Consider the following 21,838-nt stretch of genomic DNA (forward strand, 5'->3'; position numbering starts at 1 on the left):
CCGTCCAAAAAGGACGGGCGGGACGCCCATCCCACAATAAAAATTAAAATTGTCAGTTATTTAATTCGCGCTCCGAAAGAACCTAAAAAGTGAACGATTGTTCACTTTTTAGATGATGAGTTTCCACCCAATCGCGAGTTTCGCACTGGATACCAAAGAAACCGGGTTTTTATAACGGAAGCGATCGCACTCTAGGAGAGATTTTGCTAAAAAACCCGGTTTCTGCGTAAGTCTCCAACCTTGAGAAATCGGGTCGATCGCGAGCAGCTATTTTTGGTTATTTTGCTGGTGCAGATAGTTGTTAATCGCTTTGGCGATTTTTGCTTGCTGGTATGGGTTCATAGTGCGGGGTAGGGAGATGCGAGAGCCTCCACAAACTAACAGTCTAACTTCGTACCAAATGTCATGCTCCCGATCTTTTGTTCGCTCGACTTCCACGCCATAAATCTCGCACAGAGAGTATTGAATTAGCTTAGTTCCCAACAAACCCTGCTGTTTAACAGTCAGGGCATTTAAAGTTGTATCAAAGCTATAAATTTCCTTTTTTCCGAAGGCTATTACTGCTATCCCTGCTGTCACAAATATGGCTCCTATCCCTAGAAACCAACTGTCGAGTAGCTTTAATTCCAGCAATCTGCGCTCCGCATTTTTAACAAAAGAATTGATGTCCGAAGCAATAGCGTCTTGGGTTCCCCAATTAGGGGAGTTAGCAGTGAAAGGAACATAGCCAGCATCAGTCCGAAGTACAACTTTGCTGGTGTAGGCCGCTCTGACAACTTTTGCTCCCTGCAAAGAAGCAAGCTGAATTTCTTGAATCTTCGATCCCAGCAAGCTCGATCGCACCAACTGACAATTCCCTTGTGTTCCTTGCACTCTGTGACAATACAGGCTTGCCAAATTGTAATCAAACGCCGCCAATTTCAGTCCAAATACCATTAACAAACAGCTAGGTAGCCAAAAATCAAATACGCCACGAGTCTGAATTTTTAATTCAGTCGCTGTTTGCTCGATTATTTTCATTTATTTTACCCTGAGATTAAACAAAGGATATTAGAGGCCCTATCTTTGCTGGGATGCGCCCTATTGTTAACTTATATGTTATTTGAAGTTTGTCCTATGACCTGAGCCTTTTGATCTTGCTAAGATATTAGCACTAAAATGTCTCGCGCACAATAACTGTAGCGAGTATAGGTGCGGGTGGCTTTGAGATAGCTTTCCGTCATTTCTCCCTGGTGATGGACTTGGGCGATTGCCTACGCGATATAGCAATCCTCGCATCATTTGCATAATTATTGTAGGGGCAATCCCACGCCCGGTTACCCGATAGATAGGGGGTAGGCACTCTTAGCACTACCCCTACCAATTTATCTGAATCATTTAGGATTGCTATAGCTAGGGTTCACTGATTTGTAGGGCAAATACATTGCTAAGCGTGCGATTATCCTTAATCGAGATATAGCTGCGAATCAAGTCAGCCATTTTGTATTGTTCTGTTAGTGAATAGCTTCTTAAACAGATGATATCGCCCCCGAACATCCACAAATTAACATAATAGCTACGATTTCCCTCGCTATCTCCTATTTCCTCTAATTCCACCGCAGAAATCTCGCGAGTTGAGCATTCGGTAACATCATGAAGCCATACACCCCGTCGTTTAATGGTCATTTTGCTAAGAGTTTTATCAAAAATATATGTTTCATCTATCGCCCCGTCCAACAAAGACAGCGAAAACAACAGAAAGATACCTCCACCTATCCAATTTGATACTAAAATAATCTGCAATAATCCCATAACGATAAATGGAGAAATTAATAGCAAACCATCCCAAAAGCTCGCTGTTTTAATTATTAATCTATTTGGCGTTTGCTTGATGATTTTCATTATTTAAGGTGAGATTTTTAACAACCCTGTGAATCACTTATCTATTCGCTGTATGCAATTTTTACTGCACCGATTATTATTTGACACTGCTTTGGACGATCGCACTTTTGGTGTTGTAAACAGCCTTGACAGCATAAGCGTCGCCCGGACGTATATGTAAAGCTCTGTTAAAATTGATTAAAGCGGTTTGATAGTCTCGCTGTCCGTAGTAAATATAGCCGAGTTTCATCGATTGTTTGAAGTCAGAATTTTGATCAGCAACACGTGCAGAATTAGGATTAGTTACAGGTGCAGCAGAAGTAGGAGATGGCTCTAAAGCAGGAGATAACTCTTGATTGGGTGATGGAGAAGTGTTGAAACCAGAAGGAAAAGAAGAGGGCGATTGCTCGTTATACCCCTGCTCTACATTAGATCCAGAGCCAGAGATTTTTACAAAATTTTTGCCATAAAATACTGAAGTAGTAATGCCTCCCAATACAAACATCAACAATCCAGCACATTGAATTAAGAAGGTTTTTCTAATTTTTTCATTGCTCCAATTTTTGATATAAAAAACCAATGATGCCAATGGGACAAGCAAGTAAAGCACTCCCCAAATAGTTTCCTCTCCAAAAGCTTGAACTAATCCCCAAAAATAGCCAACAAGACTTAAAACTAAACCTAGGATAAAAAATAAGGCGATCGCAATTCCCGGCATTTTTTATTTCTCCAGTAGATGTATACTTATTTTGACAACTGTAAAAGAGCGGATTTTCAACCTGAAACTCTTTCCCCTGTTTGCTGTGTTAAAAATAGATTAGCGGTGACAACAGTTCGATCGCGCACAGCGAATGTTAGGATTTTGGTTAGGAATTTGACTAGGAACTAGATCGCGACTGCCGCAAATGATACTCTCAACCCTCGATCGACCCGAAGAACCATTTGCACGGGCAAGCAAAGGCTGGGACATCCAAAAGCTTTACACCGACTTGGCAAATGCCAAACAACAATTCGCCCCCCACACCAGAAGAGGGCTGACACCTGTAGAAAAGCGGCACCTCTGCGGCTTGTTGTGCGGCTACAGCCCAGCCGAAATTGCGGTATTTCTCAACAAACAAATCAAAGGTGTAGAAGTTGACTTGTCAAAAACTTTGTACAGATACATAGAATTATTGACAAATCGGCCCCGAAATGCTCTTAAAAATTGGAGAGATGCGATCGACTGGCTGGAAATAGCCGGGTATAAAACGCAGCCAAAAACCTCAACCGGCGCCATCTTAAAAGCCACTCTCCACCATTCAGACAGGATTTTGTCTGCAGCTATCAGTCCCGACGGACAATTCCTCGCAACGGGCTCAGAGGATAGTACAGTGAAAATTTGGAGTTTGCACAGCGGGGAACTGCAGCAGACAATTTTCGGACATTCAACAGCCGTATTGCTAGTGGCTTTCAGTCCCGCCAGCAAAACGCTGCTGACACGATCGCGCGCGGGTACAGTCAAACTCTGGAACCTGCAAAACGGCCAACTGCTGAAGCGTTTGGCAGACGTGCACCGCCACGAATCCGTCGCCGTAAGCCCCGACTGGCAAATTTTGGCGATCGGCACCACCCGCAGCACTGTCAAGCTTCAGCACCTCAACAGCGGCCAACTGCTGCAAGTTTTGGCAGGCTATCAAGGGGATGACATAAGTGCGATCGCCCTGAGTCCCAACGGCAAAATGCTAGTAGCCAGCGGCCTCAATGCAGCCAGCGGTTTCTGTCGCGCCACAGTCACTTTGTGGGAACTGCCGGGAGGCGAAGTGAGGCGAACATTTGGCAGCGAAAATTATGTGGCAATTTCTTCCGATAGCCAAATTCTTGTCAATCATGGTGGCCAAAATATCAAACTGTGGAATTTGCAAACAGGCGAATTATTGAACTCACTGCAAACAGGAATTCGCATCACTTCCGCCGCCGCAATTAGCCCCGACGGGAAATACTTTGCAGTGGGGTGTTTTGACGGTACTGTTAGACTTTGGAATTTTCGCGGCGAATTGCTGCACACTTTAGATGGACATTCTAGCCCTGTGTCTGCGGTGGCGATCGGGCTTTTGGGCGAAACTCTCGTCAGCGGCGGGGAGAATGGTACTGTTAAACTTTGGCAACTGCGGATTGAAGATTAGAGAGGTTAGGGGCGATGATTAAATTATTAGACTATAATTGATTTAAGTTTTTTTAGAGGGGGCCAGACAATGCAACTGCCAGAAAAAAGAAATATTGCATTGAAACAGAAGCGTCTGGCAGAACTCAAACAGAAAATTGCTAGTGGCACCGAGCAAATTGCTCAGGGGAAAGTAACTGATGGTGAATTAATTTTTACCAGATTGCAGGGAAAAATTCGCTTAATTTCTGATTCTAAGGAATGAGGATACGGCAATGCCGTTTCCCTCGCCCAAAATAATCAATCTTCCTCGCTTTTTATGTAAGCATCGCCCGATTGATTTTAGGGAAACGGCATCGCGTCGTGTCCTGAGTGTGGGTAATATCAATTCGGATGTGACCCGATTTATATAAAGCTAACGACATCAAGAGCCCCGACTTCTTGGAGAAGTCGAGGCTCGGAATCACCGATTAAGAACCATTTTTAAGCAATAAAAATCAACGTTCCCTTGCTCATTTCCAAAGTATCGCCCATTTGCATACCGTTGTGAAAAGCACCCAAAATCACCTCGCTAGTTTTGCCGAAAGCGATCGCCCCGCTAGCATCAATTCCAATTGCGCCAAAATCCCGTTGACGTTCGTCAGCTTCAGCAAAAGAACGCTCAAAAGCAGCTTTCAAACTCAAACCATCCGTTACCCGAATCACAATTCGCGCGGCCAAACACTCGTCCATAATGTGCTCGCCAATCCCCGTACAGCTTACCGCCGCACTCCCTGCCGCGTAATTACCCGCCGGCATCGCCGAGTCGCTAACCCGCCCGATGCGCTCAAAACCCTTGCCACCAGTAGAAGTCCCAGCAGCCAAGCGTCCATGAACATCCAAAGCTACGACTCCGATCGTACCCACACCGGCCGGTTCGGCAACCACGTCAGCCATTGCTTTGCTAAAATTGCCTTGGCGTTCCTGCATCCACTCGTGCAAACGCAAATCCGTCATCGGATCGTAAATCGGCAAGTGAAGTTCTCGCAACAATTCTGCCGAACCAAAATCAGAGAGAACCCGATCGTCCGAAGTCTGCAAAAATTTAGCAAGTTCGATCGGATTTTGAACGCGAGAAACATTTATCGCCCCGCTGAAACGCTGCATCAAACCGTCCATCAGCGAAGCACTCATCCGAATTTGACCGTCCGACTGCACCACAGAACCAGTACCGGCATTGAATCGCGGGTCATCTTCCAACAATTGGCACCCCCGCACCACTGCATCTACGGCACTTGCACCGTCTTTCAGCAGCGGATAAACTTCCTCCAAAACATCGTAAAGCGATTTCCGCACCGCCTCAATTCCGCCTTTACTGTGTAGAGAACTGCCGGCACCGCCGTGAATAACTAGCTTTGGTTGCACTTGTTGCGATGCCATAATTTATAACCTAATAACCTAAAATTTTTCCTTTGCAATCTTAGCTTTGATCGAGCAACTTACCCTAAATTCTTAATCTTGAGCCGCCAAACGGCGGCGACGACAACGTTCGGAGCAGTATTTGACCTCATCCCAGCAGTCGGCCCATTTTTTGCGCCAAGTAAAAGGTCGATCGCATACCGGGCACATTTTTGTCGGTAAATCAGATTTCGATCGTTGCTTAGCCATGCTAATTTTGACAATAGATTAACTAATTCCCATCTTGTACCATTTTTATGAACAGGCAAGATGCCTGTTCCACAACAAAATTCAATTCTTGTGGAACAGGCATCTTGCCTGTTGCTGAGGAAACGAAACCAACCACTTTCAGCTAAAAATCTCCCTAAATTAAATGCTCGAAACGGCCGACGCCAACATCCGAATAGTTTTAGTCGAACCTGCAGGCCCATTGAATGTCGGTTCTGTTGCCCGCGTCATGAAAAATATGGGTTTGCACCAATTAGTTTTGGTAAATCCCCACTGCGATCATTTAGGGGAAGAAGCCCGACTGATGGCAGTTCGCGCCGCCGACATATTGGAAACGGCGAAAGTAGTCGAGAGTTTGCCCGCTGCTTTGGTTGGGTGTGTCAGAGCGATCGCAACTACAGGGGATGATAGTCGATCGTTGCCAACACAACTAGAAGAACCCGCAGAGGCCTTGCCTTGGCTCCTAGAAGCCCCCAGCGCCCTCATTTTCGGCCGAGAAGACTGCGGCTTGACCAATGCCGAATTAAACCGCGCTCAACGCCTGATCCGCATTCCCAGCAGCGATGCCTACACATCTCTAAATCTCGCCCAAGCCGTCGCTATCTGCTGTTACGAACTATACCGGGAAGAAGGAAGAAGGAAGAAGGAAGAAGGAAGAGGGAAGAGGGAAGAAGGAACAGGGAAGGAAGAAGAAGATGCCTCGTTCCCCGGCTCAGCCGGGGAACGCATATCCAGAGGCTCTGCCTCTTCAATACCCCATGCCACAGATAATTTATCAACTTGTTACCAAGAACAACTTGCCACCCGCCAGACAGAAAATCTCTCAATTCCCCTCGCCAGTGCTCCCTTGGAAAATTTAGAGGGATATTACCAGCAACTAGAAACGCTTTTACTCAAAATAGGATATTTGCAGCAGCACACAGCAGCAAGCCGGATGGAAAAATTTCGGCGTTTGTACACCAGGGCCTATCCGACAGTGGATGAAGTCGCCATGCTGCGGGGCGTCCTCCGCCAAACAGAATGGGCAATCAAAACTTACCCACGAGAGGCAAATTCTGATACTCTGGATAGGGCGTTACCGGAAAATCCAACGGATAGCTAGGAGAAATGCTGATAATTGGGGATGTGATATTGAGGATTTTTTTCACAGAGAACTTTTCTTCACCCACTTGTCACTTTCATAACAGGGTTTCTTGACTAAAAACCAAAGCTTTGCGATAATTTGCGAGCAATAAACCAGGTGGCTGATACCATGCAGCGTCTGGGATAAATCTAAAATCTAAAATCTAAAATCTAAAATTGATTGGCTGACAAGCTGAAAAATCTTAAACTTGAACTTTACATTAGTGATGAAGGAGTAAGACGTGGCAGAGCGGTTTCCCAAAGGATCGATATTATCGGTGATATCCTCGTCGATATCCTCTCCCAACTCCGGCTCAAAGCAGCCTAAGTCCGGCAAAGCAAGTCAGTCTGGCAAATCGGGCCGCCGCCGTCCTCCGCAACCGCAAAACGGCAATCCAGAAATTCGATCGCCCGAACCTGCAACTTTGCCACCGCAACAAAGCCGCGGCAGCAGAATTGGAGCCAATTCTCCCACATCTTCGGAAGAATTTACTACACAAGACTTTTTATCCGATCCTCGATCGGCAATTAACCCCAGAAAACCCAGAACCAGCAAAACTCCGCAGTCGAAGACTCGCCAACCAGGCAAAAAAGGCCTCGCTGCTGTCGATATGTTCCAGTTTCCAGATCCTACTCTGGAGCGGGAAAATGTGAGTTCGATCGCCAGCAATCCCAACACCCAGCCCCCAACTGCCACTCCCCCTACCACCCGTGGAAGTCGTCCCACTTCGCCCCCAGTTCGCATTCCAGACACGGTAATCCCCCCAGATGTCAAAAAACCCCCCGTGCCTAAACCGCGTCCGCAAGCGAGCCAGAAACCGGGCAAACGCTCTGCACCTCGGAGCGTGCCGCCGTTGGTGTATGCTACTCGCTTGCTGATTCTGGGAGTTGGGATAGCGGTAATTTGCGGTACGCTGCTGTCGGTGGTAAATGCTGTGAGTCGAGCATCGACTGTAGCGACAGAAGAACAAACTACCGCAGGGCAGAAAAACCCAGCCGATAGCGCATCTGCTGCCTCCGCAACCCCAGAAGTGCTGCAACTGAATCAAGAATTAGGAGCTTTGAAAACCCAAGTTCAGGTTTTAGCAACAGAAAATCCTAGTTTGACAGCCGGAATATTTCTAGTCGATTTAGATACTGGAAGCTACCTAAATTTTAATGGCGATACTGCTTTTGCTTCAGCTAGCACAATTAAAGTACCAATTTTAGTGGCTTTTTTCCAAGCAGTAGATGAGGGCAAAGTGCAGTTAGATCAGGTGCTGACGCTGAAGTCCGAACACATTGTCGGCGGTTCTGGGGATATGCAAGACCAGGCTCCTGGGAAGAAGTATTCGGCTTTGGAAGTTGCCCAAAAGATGATTGTTGTCAGTGACAATACGGCGACAAATATGATGATTGAGTTGTTGGGAGGTGCTGAGGTTTTGAATCAGCATTTTGCAAATTGGGGTTTGAGTACCACGGTTCTGCGTAATAATTTGCCAGATTTGGAGGGGACTAATACTACCAGTCCGAAGGATTTGATTAATATCATCGCCCAGATCGATCGGGGTAATTTGGTATCGGTGAAATCGCGCGATCGTATTTTGCAAATCATGCGACAAACTAGAAATGATTCTTTGCTGCCGAAAGGTTTAGGCGAAGGTTCAATTATTGCTCACAAAACCGGCAACATTGATACAATTCTTGCGGATGCCGGTATGGTGGATTTGCCGAACGGTAAGCGTTATTTGGTGGCGGTGATGGTGAAGCATTCGCCGGAAACAGAGAAGCCAGCTCAAACATTGATTCGGGAGATTTCTCGGATGAGTTACCGCTATTTGTACGGTGGGGAAACGCCAGCCGATTCAAAAGTTAAAATTAAAAATTGAAAATTCAACCGGGTTTTTTCCGGCTATTGTTGTAGACTTTATCAAACTATAAACCAGTTGGTATTATGAAACTAAACATTCGACTTGCTTGTCTAGTAGCGCTCTCAATTTTAGCTGTGGGAGTCTTCCCTACCTTGAGTAATGCTAATCCTGCTCCTGAATCTGAGACGGACGGCGTGAGAGTGATCAACAATAATATCGAACTCAATCGGGCGAAAAACTTAGCCCGTCAAGCAGCAGAAAGGGCTAATGGGGGTTTAGGCAACTATCGAGCTGAAGCTTCTATGCACGGTACTTCTAAGGAATCGCCGTTTGTTGACAATGGCGATGGAACTTGGACTTTTACTTTTAAGGGTAACAAGCCTGGTTCGTCTGTCTATACTGTAGAAACGGTTGTTACGGTTTCTCAAGATGGGAGGGTGAGAGTCGATTACAACGGGCAAATTCGCCAGTTATCTCCATTGTGAACAACTGTGCAAATATCGGGCTATGCAGTTTCAATCCCCGATCGGGATTTAAGTTAACGGCATTTTTTCCGTTTGTTACAATCAAGGGAATTCCCATCCTCACATCAGCACTAATGCAAATTATCCTAGAAGTTCCCGAGATCCTTGGCGAAAAACTGCAACAATTGGGCGATCGTCTCCCGGAAGCCCTGGATCGCGCACTTCGGGAACTCGCCCCCGCAGAAACCATCCCCTACCAAGACGATCGCCAAATCGTCGAACTGCTAGCCAGTCAACCCAGCCCAGAAGAAATCCTCGCAATCCGCCCCACACCTGCGTTGCAAGCCCGTATGAGCGAACTGCTCGATCGCAATAAATCCGGCACTATTTCAGCCAGAGAGGAAGTCGAACTCGATCGCTATTTGCTGTTAGAACATTGGGTGCGTTTAGCCAAAGCTCACGCCTACAAACGCTTACAGACAGCAGCATGAGCTATATCAAATGCGTTAGCATTGAAATTATTCATCTCTCTTATCTCTCTCTGTGTTCTCTGCGTCCTCTGCGGTTAAAAATTCCAATCCAACTGGAAACGATATCAATCCCTGATAGGGGTTTAGGTTAATTGCGGCATTCTTGAGCAATCAAGAAAAGCTGAATAATTTTTTATATCAATCCCTGATAGGGGTTTAGGTTAATTGCGGCACAATCAGTCAATTAAATTATAACTTTGTGCAAAATATCAATCCCTGATAGGGGTTTAGGTTAATTGCGGCCGATCGCTCCAGAAGCATTACAGTATTTAGTTTTCAAGGTACTGTTCCGTCAAGCATCCAAAAAATATCATTTCAGGCACCGACCTGTCAAGAGGCAAAATTTTCAACAACCATCAAAGCTATACACAGCAATAATTTCAGCCTTTCCGTGAATCGTTTTTTTCAGCATAGAGGCTCAAACCCTTGCCGCACCAGCCATACAGCCGAAAGATTTGACCCCCTCAAAAAAACAGCTACCCATTCAGGGAAATTCCCAGAACCGGAAAGCGATTAAACACTCGCGACTGCTAACTGTTCCGCCGCCTCTTTCTCGTTCATCTCGTCGAGTTTCTGCCAAACTTGCTGCATCAATTCATCCAATCCAACTCTACTAACGGCGGAAATCAACAAAACAGGAGCCCCACTAATTTCTTTAAGTCGGCTGATTAAATTACGAATTTCTTCGCTTTCGAGGTCGATCGCATCTACTTTATTAAAAGCCAAAATCTGCGGTTTATCGGCTAAACCACGCCTGTAAGCCTTCAATTCTTCCTGAATTGTGACATAATTGGCGATCGGATCTTCATCCGTAATATCGATCAGATGCAGCAACAACCGAGTTCGTTCGATGTGCCGCAAAAACTCGTAACCCAAACCAGCACCTTCGTGAGCCCCCTCAATTAATCCCGGAATATCAGCAAAAACAGTACCGTCGCCGCTGGGTTTTCTGACTACGCCCAAATTCGGGACTAAAGTTGTAAACGGATAATCTGCTATTTTGGGGCGGGCTGCAGATAAAGCTGAAATTAAGGTGGATTTGCCAGCATTGGGCATCCCCAGAATTCCCACTTCAGCTAATAGCTTCAATTCCAAACGCAAAAATTTGTGTTCTCCTTCTTTTCCCGGCATCGCATAATCTGGAGCGCGGTTAGAATTGGTTAGAAAACACTTGTTTCCCAAACCGCCTTTGCCACCTTTGGCTACGCAAAAAGTCTGTCCGGGCGTTACTAAATCTGCTAAGATTGCCTGAGTTTCCGCGTCGTAAACTACTGTACCGCAGGGAACTTCGATCGTGCGATCGTCCCCACCGGCACCGGTCATATTTTTCGGCGCGCCCCGCTTCCCGTCATCGGCTTTAAAAATCCGGTTGTACTGAAAATCTAGCAGCGTTTGCAGGCTTTCCACCGCCACCATATACACGGAACCGCCTTTGCCGCCCGTCCCGCCAGAGGGGCCACCCGCTGGTACATACTTTTCTCTGCGAAAAGCTACCATACCGTCGCCGCCTTTGCCGGCTGCGACTTGAATATCTGCTCGATCGATAAATTGCATAATTTAGTCAGTTGTCAGTTGTCAGTTGTCAGTTGTCATATCATGTCCAATCGAGCGATTAAGAGGGCGGGTTTTTGAGATTGTCAATTATTGGCAAATATTTTTCGTAAACCCGCCCCTACCTTATTAGGGGTAATCGACCGGACATGATATCACTTGTCATTGGTCAATTGTCAATTGTTAGTTGTGATTAGTCATTAGTTATTATACCAGATGCAAGTACCATATTCCCCTTTTCCTTTAGTCCGCGTCGGCGTACGACAGCCAAGTTTAGTCGCGATTTACAGTTGCGGTAAAATTATAATTTTACCAATTTTTAAAAGTAGTTCAGAGCCAGAGATTGTACGTGAGCATTTGTAGGGAAACGGCAATGCCGTTTCCGGCTCCTAAATCGGCGATTTTTAATAATTTGTATAAGCTTGAGGATTGTACCAAAACTTTTATTGAAGTAGTATTATCAAAGCAGATTTGATATTAGCAGGACTTACGCACAAAAACTGCAAAAACCTGGTTTTTCTAATGGGGCGGATGGGTGTAATGATGTTTTTTCGTAGAAAAACCTGGTTTTTGCGTTCAGGACTAATTAGTAGTCATTGGTTAATAGTTACAGTCATTAATCCAAGATTTTACAAGAATGACTACTGACTACTGACTACTGACTAATGACTACTAACTACTAACAATATGACGATACATCTTCCTTACATTCATCTGCCAAATAGCAGAGAGCTCGAAAGCGCATCCCGACTAACTGTTCGTAAAGCGGGTTAATCTGGCACATCGCCGGAATGTGGACGATTTTGCGACCAAATAAAACGACATCTCGCTCAAACGGACACTGGGGCGGAATAATTTTACAGACAAAGTGTGCCAATTTTGGATCGTGAATTTCCCAGCCGTCAAGCCAGTCTTTGACGGGTTGCAGGACATCTTTGTGGTGAGGTTTAGGTAGCCGAGATGAAAGGGGTGTTCCGGCGACGGGGGCGACATTCGCATCAAAGACGATTTGGCTGCTGGGCCCCTGCGGATCATCGCACTTGCTGTCTTCGATGGTGTGTCGCAGAGCTTCGAGCGCCTCTACATTTTGCCCCAAAGCTGTGCAAAACTTATAGATTACCTCGTCTTCGCTGAGCGAGTAGGTACCGTCTGCCAAAGCTACCATGACTGCTGTCCTTAAAAAATCCTCGCCTTTGGCGGTGTCTTTCCCTAACACAGTGGCTAATTCCTCTGGGGCAATAGGTTCAAAACCCTCCTCAAAAGATACCGGGTGTAGTTCATCCTGAGTTAGATTTGCAATCATTTTTTGCTCGTCTTCGTCAAAGTTGCCGTCTGCCCAAGCAATTGTCAGCAATCCCCGCAGCCAAGCAGTAATCTCTTCATTGGTGCAGGAAGATTTAGCGTTACTCATTAGCATTTCCACTTGGATGTACCAGTCAATTTGTTCGTTTACAGCGGGATCAATATTCCCCTCCCAATAATTTTTACTGGTTTTTTGGTCGATGGATGATCTATTTGTGGAAGGTTTGTGGCCGAAGATTGCTCCAAACGCTTGTAGTGGATGTGTTAAAAGCATATTTGTTTCTGTGCAGCATCGCTGACTAGCGAGCTAATCTTTTGGCTAATCCTATTCCCTAAAAAGTCATCTATCGGGAGGAATAGGTTGGTTGAATTCATCTTAACTTTAGTTGCACCCATTGAGATGGGGATCGACTTTTATTCCAGCCGGATTGCCATTAGCAACCCAATTTTTCGCCAAAAATAAAAGGTTGGCAAGCGCGGGATCTAATCAGACACTGGGTTTCTTACCCAGGGGCGATCGAACTTCGCTCTCTTTACATTTTAATATATATTTTTGTGAATTTTTCTGTACTGGCAGCACAATATTAACAGCGAGCAGGGTTTAAGCTGTTGAAATAAAAATATATGAGAAAAATTTGACCGCCGATAAAAGCTTTTGATTGCTGTGTCCGTCTATAAATGACCGATTTTTTTTAACTTCGGCGGCACAAAATCCAGCGCAATTCCATTGGCGGGCGTGCGTTTGCCATCGGGAAGACATCTCGACCGGTGGCCCAACTGGGAAACCAGGGCGTCGGGGGCCAGGCTGCTTCCGGCAGGTGGTGGCGTTCATATTCAAACACCAATTCGTCGGATATTTGGACTAAGGGCAACCCTTCCATTGCAGTGGCGAGTTCTTGGGGCGTAAATAAAGTAGACCAGGAGAGTTGGGCAACTTGTCGCACGAGGGCATCAGGCTGGTAGTCACCGACGGTTAAAAACGTGCTGAACAGCAACAGACCTCCAGGAGACAGGGAATCGCACATTTTAGCGAGGAAAAGCCGTACTTGATCGCTGTCTCGAAAATGTGAGATGACTTCGGCGGCAACTGCCAACTGGTAGCGGGCCGGTTTCATCCGCATTAAGGGGTCGAGCACATCGCCTTCAGTCACTGTCACGGGAAGGTTTTCGGCTGTTACTGCTGCTTTCAATTGTTCTGCAAAAGCTGGGGCTAGTTCGATCGCATCTACAGAATAGCCCAATCTCGCCAGGGGCAAGGTATTGCGGCCGGTACCAGCGCCCACGTCCAAAATCCGCACTCGATCGGGTGTGCCCAATTTAGCAGCCGTTGCCATCAATTTTGCGTCTGGATGAGAGCCGAAAAGCGGAGGTTCTCTGGTGTCTACCCAGCTTTTGTACTGTTCTCCTACTGTTGAGCTAGTAACAATGACTTTGCAAGCTAAACCAGTTTGTGGCGGCTGCACAGATTCGTATTGCAGAATCAGCATCGATGCTGTGGAGGTGCGGTAGCCTTGTTCTAATTTGGTGGCTAAAAGCTTGCTGAGTTCGTCTCTGCGGTCTTCGGGCAGGGGTCTGTCGAGAGTGCTAAATAGCTTTTCTATCGACTTGAGATAGTGGCTTAGCATTCCCGGTACGCAGGGGAAAATTAATTCTCCGCGAGCGTTTACGCGGGTATTAATTTTGTAGAGGATAGCTTGCTGGAGAATGTCGGGATTTACTACCAGCGGTAGCTGTTCGGTCTGGTTGATTGTACTTTCGGCGCCCATAGATTCCGCGAAGAGGTGATTAGCTGTTAGTTGTTAGCTGTTAGTTATTTGTTATTTGTTATAACTCACATTTTGCACCCTTTTCAATAACAGGCATCTTGCCTGTTCCACAAAGAGGGAATTTTATTGTGGAACAGGCAAGATGCCTGTTCATAAAAAGCTATAAGCCGCGCGTCAAAGCACTTTTAGCGTAAGTATTAATTATCAAAAAAACGCGGATTTTAAAGCTTTATTTTCAATAAATATCAAATCGACCAAGCCCAAAACGCGAGTAGGTTCCAAAATCGGAGTTAGTATCAAGATCATCTGTAGCGGATTTAACTCAATTGGCGTAAGTCCCACGCTGTAATTGTACTCAATTGGGCGTTGGGATATAAGCCAAGTAAGGTGTATGAAATAATCCAAATTTTCCTGATTTGTCACAAAAAGATGGTATGATATAAGTGGTTGCGACCCACCCACTCGGCTGCAAACAACAGGTCACAGTAGCAGTAGTATGCTTACCAAGGATAACTGCGAGAGAAAGGGGGAAAAGACAGACCGCTGGTTATTGGGATACCTCCTAATGTGAAATACAATCCAAGTTTGTCATACGGAATAGTTTTTTGCCTTGGGAAACAGGGTTTCTGCGTGGGTTCCCTACGAAGGGATAAAGGCTGCAACGCCAGAGATGCTGTGTAAGACTTGGATCGTCTTGAGTGACGAATATTCAGCAATGGATATCCCCAACAGAGCAACGGCAAATGAGACACGAAGCCTACACGCTCACCGCAAGGTTAGTGTTAGGTATTTCACATTGTATTTTTCACGGCGAGGTGGAAAAAGCGTCAAATCCTCTCGCCTTCTCCCCTCTCTCCTTCCCCTTGTCAGCCATAACAGGCAATGTATATGGGTAGCAACTAAAAGCGGGGCTTAGTTGCTGCCGGTAAAAGTCACTAGGGGGAACTTTGACTGAGCTTCAGTCATCGGGCGCCGTCTGCCTTCCTCTTGCCAGTAGTTGATTACTTCTGTGGCTTGGTTGAGGATTTCGACGCGATCGTTGTCAGCAATCCAGTGTTTGGCTTCGAGTTCGTTTTTGAGGTCTTCCCACGCATCTTTGCGTGGCCAGAAAAAGTAGGATGTCAGCGGGCTAGTTCCTTTGCCGACAACTTGGTCAACGGCGAGGGCAACATTCTCTTCTAGCCAGAGAACTTTTAAGATGAACTTGGACAAGCAAACCTCCAGGGTTCCGATCGAACTTGTTAAAAATTTCTACAATCGCTAAGCGTAGCACACTCTGTTCGATAATTGGTCATCGGCCATAAAAAGTTTTGTGGCGCGACTGCTTTTAGCGCCACTCAGGGGCTGGAAACCGATAAAATTTGGGTTCTCACCCGCCCTAGGTACAAGGATGGTTAAATTGTGAACAGAGTTATTGTAGTTTTTGACATTGATGGTGTGGTGCGGGATGTGTCGGGTTCCTATCGGCGGGCGATCGCGGATGCGGTGGAACATTTCACGGCGGGTGCTTTTCGCCCGAATTCTCTCGATATCGACTCTCTGAAGTCTGAGGGAGTGTGGAATAATGACTGGCAGGCGTCTTTCGAGTTAGTTTGCCGTTATTTTGAGGGAATTGGGCGATCGAGAAACGAACTCGCTCTCAACTATGACGAATTAGTGGCTTTTTTCCAAAGTCGCTATCGCGGGCCCGATGAGAAAAATTGGACTGGTTACATTTGCGACGAACCGTTGTTGTTAAGTCCGGCTTACCTGGAAAATTTAACTGTTGGGGGAGTTGTTTGGGGCTTTTTTAGCGGGGCGATGCGGGATGAAGCTGCTTATGTTTTGTCAGGGAAACTGAGTTTAAATTCCCCGGTGTTGGTGGCGATGGAAGATGCACCGGGAAAACCCGATCCGGCTGGACTTTTCGCGGCAATTGAACAGTTGGAAAACCTGCACGGTTTAGAAGAAAATTTGCCCGTGATTTACGCGGGAGATACTGTTGCGGATATTTACACGGTTGTGAAGGCGCGGGAAGTGCAACCAAATCGGGTTTGGCTGGGGGCTGGAATTTTGCCACCTCATGTTTTGGATGATGCTGGGCGCTGCGAGGCTTATGCTGCGGGGCTGGAAAATGCGGGTGCAGCAGCGGTTTTCAGGAATGTCGAGGAGTTGACGGCTGCGCGGATTTGGGAATTAGTTCAGTAGGCTGTTGAATGTTGACTGTTGGCTGTTGGCTGTTGAATGTTGACTGTTGGCTGTTGACTGTTGAATAGGGGTCAAAAAAATGAAAATTGCGCGAATTATTTGTTGGCAGGTTGATTCGATTTTGCGCCTGACGTTGAAGCGCGGATTTGACATCGATATTATTGACAAACAAATCTAATTTTGTTAAATAACTGTGCACCTTATCCTATTGACAAGTAAATGTAGTTTTGTTACATTTATTTGTCAATTTTTGCATCTTTGAGTTGACAATATCTGCTGCTGCGGCTTAGTACAGAGTAGAGGTCAATCTCTAGGAGAGTGCCAATATGTTAGTTTCGCGATCGACTGCTAAACAAGCTACGCCGGAAGAAACTCGGCAACTACAAAAGCTCCAAGTCCAAATCGAGCGAGCTGTTGCTAACGGCAAGATATCTAAGCAAGAAATGGAAGACATCAGAAGAGCGATTTGTGCTGACGGAAAAGTTACTGTTGAAGAACTGGAACTATACAGAATGTTGGTGACAGATAGGATTGTTTCTGGAGATGTGGAATACGAGTTTTGAGAAAAAAATCAACGGAGGGAAGGTATTTAAGGAATGAATGTTGAGGAAAGAAGAAACAAGGAAGAAGAAGTTAAATTGTTCTTCAAGAGTTTATTTACTGCTAGCTTAGGATGAGATTGGGCAATTTTTTGGAGCATCCCTTTTAGGAACTATACCCCACAATCATCGGGATGCTCGCAATTTTTTATTGGCGTTTTGAGATTATTTCAAGTGCAAGAATTTGTCTAATGCACTGACTGCAAGTGGTGGCCAGCGGCGGGTATTGGCAACCCAATCGAGGTCTTTGTAACGGGAGTCGAGGCCGATGGCTGCTACCCAATTGCTCTCAGCTTCGCCGCGATTTCCAGCTTCCCAAAGACAGGCGCTGAGGGCGGCTCTCATGTCGGCAAATTGGGGGTATCTGCGGACGATGTTTTTCATGTTGCGAATTGCTTCTTTGGTTTGCCCGTTTTGATAAAGTGCCAGGGCGTGGTTGGCGCGGGCAAAGGCGTATTCGGGGGCTAGTTCAAAGGCTTTGCTGTAGTCGGCAATTGCTTGTTCCCATTTTCCTAAACCTGCTTCGGCGTTGCCTCGGTTGTTATAGGCGGCTGGATCTTGGGAGTCTAATTCTAGTACATGATTGTAGTCGGCGATCGCCTCTTCCCAGCGTCCTAAACCTTCTAAGGCGGTGCCGCGGTTTAGGTAGGGATCGGGGGCGTCGGGTGCTAGTTCGATCGCTCTTTCGTAGTCGGTAATAGCGGCTTGTAGTTTGTTTTGGCTGACTCTAGAATTGCCTCGGTTGCTCCAAGCGGCCGCTTGTGAGGGAAATTTGTCAATGATTTGAGTCCAAAAAGTTTCAGCGGCGGGAAATTTGCCTTCATTTGTAGCTTCAAAAGCTTTTTGAACGAGTTCTCCCAATTCCTGTTGGGGATCGGCGATATCTGTTGGTTGTACTTGTGCGGCAACGGGGGCGATATTTCCCAACCATACTAATCCGGTTACAATTAATACTGTAAAAAATGTGAAAACTGAGCGAATCATCGTTGTTGGTCGTTTAAACTTTACTAAACATATTATTAACCGAATTGGCGAGCGTTGGTTAGAAGATGTTTGAAAAGTCTGGGCGACTTAAGTCGCAGCTACAGGGACAAAACCTGCCTCCGCAGGTTCTGGATTTTGTTTCGTCGGGATAGGCGGACTTTGGTTGGGTAGTTGGGGGTTTAACTGATATCATGTCCGATCGATTGACCATAATATCCCGGCCGGGGCGGGTTTTTGAGATTGTCAATTATTGGCAGATATTGGCAGGTTTACCCGCCCCTTGCAAGCTCCAAGTAGCGCCTGAGCAGTCCATCAAAATTGATGCAACCCTTCAGGCGTTCGCGAGCTGACGGGGTGACAACCTCGTCAAAAGCCCTACCTGTTGCGGATTTCGGCAAGTTGCGGTAAAAAAGATGGGGTAATTTTTGTCAACAAGGCCCATCTGTTAAATATGTTTCCTCAATTTTACCACATCCACCTGCAACACCAACTAAAAACGGACGTATACGTGACGCTTAAAATCTTGGTATATCTTTTGCAATGCCACAAACAAGTTAGTATTGAGTTGCTGGCTTCTTTGATGCCTTATCCCATTTTATTTGAGAGTCTTCGTTGCAGCATACAAAGATTTATTAAATTATCTTGCCTCGATATTAAAAACCTCTGGTTCCCTATTGTTCGATAATTTATAAAAACAAAATTTTCTCGCTCCCAGAGCCTTAAACTTACTGCTGTGATTTGGGTAGGAGTGATATTGCAGTTACTTCTGACACAGATACATTTAGCGGTAAATAAATTACCAAAGTTAGGAATCATTATGCCAAGTTGAGAGCAAATATCCAGCGAAAAGCCAGGAAAGGCTCGCGTTGCACTCGGCGTAGATGTCGAGAATTGTTGAAACGGTTGTCGGGCAAAAAAAAGCGCTTTCAGACTTTGGTAAATCACACTATCAGTCACCGTATCGTAACCAAGGCTAAGAACAAAAATCAAGTTGTCGCTTTGGAAGATTTGACGGGAATTAGGGAGCGCACAAATCACCAGCCACGCTCGAAAAAAGTGCGGAGACGATTCAATAACTGGGCATTCTTTCAGTTGCGCCAATTCCTAATCTACAAAGCTATAAAGCATAGCGTAAAGATTTTGTTTGGGGAGCCTAGCTAGATATACTAGCAAAATGTGCCACAAGTGCAATCATATTCACCCTGGACGGGGCGAATCTTATAGAACTGGTAAAAAGTTCGCTTGTGACCATTGTGGCTGGAAAGGTGATGCCGACTTAAACGGCAGTAAGAATATTGCTGCTATTGGGGCTTTCGTAAATAAGCCCGAAGGTTCGAGATTGTTTTGCAATGTGCAAGATTATTTCAGGGCGATTGAAAGCCCACACTGTGCCTGTACTCAGGGAGCGTGCTGGGTAATTTACCAGGCCCTGCTACAATCCACTTAGTCTCCCTTTAATTTTTGCCATAGACTTCCATGAGTGAAACCGTCCTAGAAGTTCGCAACCTGCGGGTTCAATTTCAATCTGCGGACGCAGGCGATGCGTCTGCAACCGTCAAAGCGGTTGACGGCATTTCGTTTGAGGTCAAGCGAGGGCAAACTCTGGGCATCGTGGGAGAGTCGGGTTCGGGAAAATCGGTAACATCCCTGGCTGTTATGGGTTTGCTGTCGAGTTCGTCAACGAAAATCGAGGGCGAAATTTGGTTTTCTCCGACAAAAGACGGCGCTAGCAATGGGCCTGTGAATCTGCTGGAAATGCCGGATAGGGAAAAACAAACATACCGGGGCAGCCAGATTGCGACGATTTTTCAAGAGCCGATGAGTTCGCTAAATCCTGTTTATACGATCGGATTTCAACTCACAGAAGCCATTTGTTTGCACCAACAGGTGTCGCAGACAGAAGCGCGGCGCCAAGCTGCTTCTCTGCTGCAAGAAGTGAAGCTGCTACCGGGCGACGATGAGCTCAGGCAGCGGTGTTTGGCTTTGCGGCAAGAAGCGGTTCGGGAGGACGATCGCGATTTGATGCAGCTCGTCAACGGCCAAAAACAAGCTATGCTCGATCGCTATCCCCACGAACTATCAGGCGGTCAAATCCAGCGCGTGATGATTGCAATGGCCATTTCTTGCAATCCAACTTTATTAATTGCTGATGAACCTACCACGGCTTTGGACGTAACCGTGCAGGCAACAATCTTAGCTTTGCTGCGCGAGTTGCGGGACTCTAGAGGCATGGCAATGATTTTTATTACCCACGATTTGGGCGTCATTGCTGAAATTGGCGATACGGTGGCGGTGATGTACCGAGGCAAGATTGTTGAGTGCGGTGCGATCGAACAAATTTTCAGCAATCCCCAACATCCTTACACAAAAGGTCTGTTAGCTTGCCGCCCAACTCTCGATCGGCAAAGGCGCCGTTTGCCGACAGTTTCCGATTTTATGGATGTCACCACAAATGCTAGCGGCGAATTAGTAATTGTCGAGAAAAATGCCGATTTAGACGGCGACAACAGTGGGGGAAATCCCGCTTTTGCAACCGGAAAACCGCCTCGGCTGCCGCATATTTCCGGCCCTTTGCTAGCTGTTGATAACTTGCGAGTCGGTTTTCCGGTGCAGGGAATGTTTGGCGAAACTAAACGCTTGTTTATGGCGGTAAACGATATTTCTTTTGAGGTTTACCCCGGCGAGACTTTGGGTTTGGTGGGCGAGTCTGGCTGCGGCAAATCTACTTTGGCGAGGGCTTTGCTGCAATTAATTCCGATCGCCAGCGGTAAAGTGTTTTTTGAAGGTCAAGAAATTACGCCTCCTGCCAGAAGTAGTTCGGCATCGCAGTGGATGGCTAATTACCGGATGAAAAAAGAGTACGATCGCAAATTGCGGTGGCTGCGGCGCGATCTGCAAATTATTTTTCAAGATCCTTTTAGTTCTCTCGATCCGCGCCTAAATGTTGGGGATGCGGTGATGGAACCGATGGTGATTCACCGCTTTGGTAAGAACCAGAAAGAACAGCGCGATCGCGCGGCTTATTTGTTGGAGAGAGTGGGTTTAAATCCCGATTTTATGCGGCGCTACCCTCACGAGTTTTCGGGTGGACAGAGACAGCGAATTTGTATTGCTAGAGCTTTGGCTTTGAATCCTAAGTTTATTATTTGCGATGAGTCGGTTTCGGCATTAGATGTGTCGGTGCAGGCGCAAGTTTTAAATTTGCTGAAGGAGTTGCAAACAGAGTTTGGACTGACTTATATTTTTATTTCTCACGATTTGAGCGTGGTCAAGTTTATGAGCGATCGCGCGATCGTGATGAACAAAGGTAAAATCGAAGAAATTGGCACTGCCGAGCGCATTTACCGCCAACCGCAACAAGCTTACACGCGGCAACTCATAGCTTCTATTCCAGCGGGGAATTTGGAGCGAATTCGGCAACAGCAACTAGGTCGCCAAGCTGCTTGGCCCCCATCGCCTGCGGATGAATCAGAACAAAATTGATATCTAGTGTTTTAAACTCGTATCAATTACCAATTGCCCGTTACCAATTACTAATTAGCCATTACGGGCGAACATCTCCTGCAAGGAAAAACTGCTATGAAGGTTTTTTTCTTTTTATCTTCACAAATCAGCAGTTTATATTTATTTTAACTTCATAATTTATGCTCAGATTCAACCTGTTTGAACTTGACTAATATTCCGGGCTGTTTAACCCACAGCCAGGGCGCTAAACGCAGTATTTTTCTACATCAAACCAAGTTATTTCTACAGGCCAAAAGTGCGGTATAACAGGCTACTATAAGGCGGTAAGCAGATTCAGGCGCAGCCTAGATAAT

Annotated in this window: 22 protein-coding genes; 12 read left to right on the plus strand and 10 right to left on the minus strand. The window is 46.1% G+C overall.

What is annotated here, in order from left to right; genetic code table 11:
• Nucleotides 1–267: 267 nt before the first annotated feature.
• The 3 genes from QUB26_RS16810 to QUB26_RS16820 form a co-directional block, all read right to left on the minus strand.
• Nucleotides 268–1,020 (minus strand): hypothetical protein, encoded by a 753-nt coding sequence (locus QUB26_RS16810; RefSeq protein ID WP_333056884.1) that lies wholly within the window; start codon nt 1,018–1,020, stop codon nt 268–270.
• Nucleotides 1,021–1,392: 372 nt separating this feature from the next.
• Nucleotides 1,393–1,881 carry a hypothetical protein gene (locus tag QUB26_RS16815; RefSeq protein ID WP_333242544.1) on the minus strand — a complete coding sequence of 163 codons (489 nt, stop codon included), beginning with the start codon at nt 1,879–1,881 and terminating at the stop codon, nt 1,393–1,395.
• A gap of 76 nt (nt 1,882–1,957) precedes the next feature.
• Nucleotides 1,958–2,578 carry a hypothetical protein gene (locus QUB26_RS16820; RefSeq protein WP_333242546.1) on the minus strand — a complete coding sequence of 207 codons (621 nt, stop codon included), beginning with the start codon at nt 2,576–2,578 and terminating at the stop codon, nt 1,958–1,960.
• Nucleotides 2,579–2,765: 187 nt separating this feature from the next.
• Here QUB26_RS16820 and QUB26_RS16825 point away from each other — a divergent pair, with 187 nt between their 5' ends.
• Nucleotides 2,766–4,022, plus strand: a complete 1,257-nt coding sequence (locus tag QUB26_RS16825) for a WD40 repeat domain-containing protein (protein ID WP_333318920.1) — start codon at nt 2,766–2,768, stop codon at nt 4,020–4,022.
• Between the two features lie 69 nt (nt 4,023–4,091).
• A complete protein-coding gene (locus QUB26_RS16830; RefSeq protein ID WP_333242552.1) occupies nt 4,092–4,265 on the plus strand; it encodes a hypothetical protein in 174 nt (57 codons plus the stop codon).
• 218 nt (nt 4,266–4,483) lie between these two features.
• Here the strand turns inward: QUB26_RS16830 and QUB26_RS16835 are convergent, their stop codons facing one another.
• Both QUB26_RS16835 and QUB26_RS16840 read right to left on the minus strand, forming a co-directional pair.
• A complete protein-coding gene (locus QUB26_RS16835; RefSeq protein WP_333056878.1) occupies nt 4,484–5,419 on the minus strand; it encodes an isoaspartyl peptidase/L-asparaginase in 936 nt (311 codons plus the stop codon).
• Nucleotides 5,420–5,478: 59 nt separating this feature from the next.
• Nucleotides 5,479–5,706: a hypothetical protein gene (locus QUB26_RS16840; RefSeq protein ID WP_445299409.1), complete on the minus strand. Its 228-nt coding sequence runs from the start codon at nt 5,704–5,706 to the stop codon at nt 5,479–5,481.
• Between the two features lie 104 nt (nt 5,707–5,810).
• Here QUB26_RS16840 and QUB26_RS16845 point away from each other — a divergent pair, with 104 nt between their 5' ends.
• The 5 genes from QUB26_RS16845 to QUB26_RS16865 all read left to right on the plus strand — a co-directional run bounded on the left by QUB26_RS16845 (nt 5,811) and on the right by QUB26_RS16865 (nt 9,592).
• Nucleotides 5,811–6,767: an RNA methyltransferase gene (locus QUB26_RS16845; protein ID WP_333242555.1), complete on the plus strand. Its 957-nt coding sequence runs from the start codon at nt 5,811–5,813 to the stop codon at nt 6,765–6,767.
• Between the two features lie 201 nt (nt 6,768–6,968).
• The gene (locus QUB26_RS16850) at nt 6,969–7,115 is read left to right on the plus strand and encodes a hypothetical protein (RefSeq protein WP_333291477.1); all 147 of its coding nucleotides are present in this window, start codon (nt 6,969–6,971) and stop codon (nt 7,113–7,115) included.
• Nucleotides 7,066–8,655, plus strand: coding sequence for a serine hydrolase (locus QUB26_RS16855; RefSeq protein WP_333318922.1), 1,590 nt, complete (start codon nt 7,066–7,068; stop codon nt 8,653–8,655). The genes QUB26_RS16850 and QUB26_RS16855 overlap by 50 nt, the downstream gene beginning before the upstream one ends.
• A gap of 65 nt (nt 8,656–8,720) precedes the next feature.
• Nucleotides 8,721–9,122, plus strand: a complete 402-nt coding sequence (locus QUB26_RS16860; protein WP_333318924.1) for a hypothetical protein — start codon at nt 8,721–8,723, stop codon at nt 9,120–9,122.
• Nucleotides 9,119–9,592 (plus strand): hypothetical protein, encoded by a 474-nt coding sequence (locus tag QUB26_RS16865; protein ID WP_333242563.1) that lies wholly within the window; start codon nt 9,119–9,121, stop codon nt 9,590–9,592. Before QUB26_RS16860 ends, QUB26_RS16865 begins: the two co-directional genes overlap by 4 nt.
• 552 nt (nt 9,593–10,144) lie before the next feature.
• Here QUB26_RS16865 and obgE read toward each other — a convergent pair.
• The 4 genes from obgE to QUB26_RS16885 all read right to left on the minus strand — a co-directional run bounded on the left by obgE (nt 10,145) and on the right by QUB26_RS16885 (nt 15,474).
• Nucleotides 10,145–11,185 (minus strand): GTPase ObgE, encoded by a 1,041-nt coding sequence (gene obgE, locus QUB26_RS16870; RefSeq protein WP_333242566.1) that lies wholly within the window; start codon nt 11,183–11,185, stop codon nt 10,145–10,147.
• A gap of 676 nt (nt 11,186–11,861) precedes the next feature.
• The gene (locus QUB26_RS16875) at nt 11,862–12,758 is read right to left on the minus strand and encodes a Mo-dependent nitrogenase C-terminal domain-containing protein (RefSeq protein ID WP_333242569.1); all 897 of its coding nucleotides are present in this window, start codon (nt 12,756–12,758) and stop codon (nt 11,862–11,864) included.
• 418 nt (nt 12,759–13,176) lie between these two features.
• Entirely contained in the window at nt 13,177–14,109 is a 933-nt protein-coding gene (locus QUB26_RS16880; protein ID WP_445299614.1) for a class I SAM-dependent methyltransferase, read from the minus strand.
• Nucleotides 14,110–15,162: 1,053 nt separating this feature from the next.
• Nucleotides 15,163–15,474, minus strand: a complete 312-nt coding sequence (locus tag QUB26_RS16885) for a 30S ribosomal protein PSRP-3 (protein ID WP_333056906.1) — start codon at nt 15,472–15,474, stop codon at nt 15,163–15,165.
• Nucleotides 15,475–15,651: 177 nt separating this feature from the next.
• Between QUB26_RS16885 and QUB26_RS16890 the strand changes: the two genes are divergently transcribed.
• Nucleotides 15,652–16,437, plus strand: a complete 786-nt coding sequence (locus QUB26_RS16890) for a TIGR01548 family HAD-type hydrolase (RefSeq protein ID WP_333242575.1) — start codon at nt 15,652–15,654, stop codon at nt 16,435–16,437.
• A 326-nt stretch (nt 16,438–16,763) separates the two neighbouring features.
• On the plus strand, nt 16,764–17,000 hold the full coding sequence (locus QUB26_RS16895) for a hypothetical protein (protein ID WP_333242578.1): 237 nt from the start codon (nt 16,764–16,766) through the stop codon (nt 16,998–17,000).
• 201 nt (nt 17,001–17,201) lie between these two features.
• Here the strand turns inward: QUB26_RS16895 and QUB26_RS16900 are convergent, their stop codons facing one another.
• Nucleotides 17,202–18,020 carry a tetratricopeptide repeat protein gene (locus QUB26_RS16900; protein WP_333242580.1) on the minus strand — a complete coding sequence of 273 codons (819 nt, stop codon included), beginning with the start codon at nt 18,018–18,020 and terminating at the stop codon, nt 17,202–17,204.
• A gap of 933 nt (nt 18,021–18,953) precedes the next feature.
• On the opposite strand from QUB26_RS16900, the gene QUB26_RS32015 reads away from it, so the two are divergent.
• From QUB26_RS32015 to QUB26_RS16905, 3 genes are read left to right on the plus strand one after another with little or no spacing between them, the layout of a single operon-like run.
• Nucleotides 18,954–19,181 (plus strand): IS200/IS605 family accessory protein TnpB-related protein, encoded by a 228-nt coding sequence (locus QUB26_RS32015; protein ID WP_445299612.1) that lies wholly within the window; start codon nt 18,954–18,956, stop codon nt 19,179–19,181.
• Nucleotides 19,165–19,467 carry a zinc ribbon domain-containing protein gene (locus QUB26_RS32020; protein ID WP_445299613.1) on the plus strand — a complete coding sequence of 101 codons (303 nt, stop codon included), beginning with the start codon at nt 19,165–19,167 and terminating at the stop codon, nt 19,465–19,467. Before QUB26_RS32015 ends, QUB26_RS32020 begins: the two co-directional genes overlap by 17 nt.
• Before the next feature lie 29 nt (nt 19,468–19,496).
• On the plus strand, nt 19,497–21,503 hold the full coding sequence (locus QUB26_RS16905) for an ABC transporter ATP-binding protein (protein WP_333242583.1): 2,007 nt from the start codon (nt 19,497–19,499) through the stop codon (nt 21,501–21,503).
• Nucleotides 21,504–21,838 lie beyond the last annotated feature (335 nt).

The sequence above is a fragment of the Microcoleus sp. B4-C1 genome, from assembly GCF_036705285.1.
Lineage (GTDB): Bacteria > Cyanobacteriota > Cyanobacteriia > Cyanobacteriales > Microcoleaceae > Microcoleus.

Excerpts from the sequence above, each read along its gene's own strand:
- QUB26_RS16810 (WP_333056884.1), bottom strand. The coding sequence starts at position 1,020 with ATGAAAATAATCGAGCAAACAGCGACTGAATTAAAAATTCAGACTCGT.
- QUB26_RS16815 (WP_333242544.1), bottom strand. The coding sequence starts at position 1,881 with ATGAAAATCATCAAGCAAACGCCAAATAGATTAATAATTAAAACAGCG.
- QUB26_RS16820 (WP_333242546.1), bottom strand. The coding sequence starts at position 2,578 with ATGCCGGGAATTGCGATCGCCTTATTTTTTATCCTAGGTTTAGTTTTA.
- QUB26_RS16825 (WP_333318920.1), top strand. The coding sequence starts at position 2,766 with ATGATACTCTCAACCCTCGATCGACCCGAAGAACCATTTGCACGGGCA.
- QUB26_RS16830 (WP_333242552.1), top strand. The coding sequence starts at position 4,092 with ATGCAACTGCCAGAAAAAAGAAATATTGCATTGAAACAGAAGCGTCTG.
- QUB26_RS16835 (WP_333056878.1), bottom strand. The coding sequence starts at position 5,419 with ATGGCATCGCAACAAGTGCAACCAAAGCTAGTTATTCACGGCGGTGCC.
- QUB26_RS16845 (WP_333242555.1), top strand. The coding sequence starts at position 5,811 with ATGCTCGAAACGGCCGACGCCAACATCCGAATAGTTTTAGTCGAACCT.
- QUB26_RS16860 (WP_333318924.1), top strand. The coding sequence starts at position 8,721 with ATGAAACTAAACATTCGACTTGCTTGTCTAGTAGCGCTCTCAATTTTA.
- obgE (WP_333242566.1), bottom strand. The coding sequence starts at position 11,185 with ATGCAATTTATCGATCGAGCAGATATTCAAGTCGCAGCCGGCAAAGGC.
- QUB26_RS16875 (WP_333242569.1), bottom strand. The coding sequence starts at position 12,758 with ATGCTTTTAACACATCCACTACAAGCGTTTGGAGCAATCTTCGGCCAC.
- QUB26_RS16880 (WP_445299614.1), bottom strand. The coding sequence starts at position 14,109 with ATGCTAAGCCACTATCTCAAGTCGATAGAAAAGCTATTTAGCACTCTC.
- QUB26_RS16895 (WP_333242578.1), top strand. The coding sequence starts at position 16,764 with ATGTTAGTTTCGCGATCGACTGCTAAACAAGCTACGCCGGAAGAAACT.
- QUB26_RS16900 (WP_333242580.1), bottom strand. The coding sequence starts at position 18,020 with ATGATTCGCTCAGTTTTCACATTTTTTACAGTATTAATTGTAACCGGA.
- QUB26_RS16905 (WP_333242583.1), top strand. The coding sequence starts at position 19,497 with ATGAGTGAAACCGTCCTAGAAGTTCGCAACCTGCGGGTTCAATTTCAA.